At 42.1% G+C, this 630-nt stretch carries 1 pseudogene; it reads left to right on the forward strand.

From position 1 onward, the window contains the following. Positions 1 to 630, forward strand: a pseudogene (locus tag WMO28_RS16790) (hypothetical protein); the annotation flags it as partial.

The raw sequence follows: 630 nt of genomic DNA on the forward strand, positions 1-630 counted from the left end.
TGGAACAGCATAACAGAAGCGTTAGTAACGGTTCAGTCAGATAAAGCAGGCCAGTACTACTATAAATTAGTGAAACATGGAGCAACTGCACCGAAGATTGACACCTCGAAAGCAGGAACTGATATTGCCGCAAATAAAGCTACAAACATTAAGCTTTCGAAACTGGATGCAAACACAAGCTATGACGTATATGTATGTGTAAAAGACAGGGACGGACTTGTCAGTGAGTTAAAGAAGATTGAACTGGATCAGAGCAAACGCCCGAAACAGGAAGAGACCAAAAAAACAGCACCGAAGATCACCAAGGCAGATTTCAGCGGATGGAATAGCATAACAGAAGCGTTAGTAACGGTTCAGTCAGATAAAGCAGGCCAGTACTACTATAAATTAGTGAAACATGGAGCAACTGCACCTAAGATTGACACCTCGAAAGCAGGAACTGATATTGCCGCAAATAAAGCTACAAACATTAAGCTTTCGAAACTGGATGCAAATACAAGCTATGACGTATATGTATGTGTAAAAGACAGGGACGGACTTGTCAGTGAGTTAAAGAAGATTGAACTGGATCAGAGCAAACGCCCGAAACAGGAAGAGACCAAAAAAACAGCACCGAAGATCACCAAGGCA

The organism is Blautia aquisgranensis (genome assembly GCF_040096615.1).
In the GTDB taxonomy this organism is placed as follows: domain Bacteria; phylum Bacillota; class Clostridia; order Lachnospirales; family Lachnospiraceae; genus Blautia_A; species Blautia_A aquisgranensis.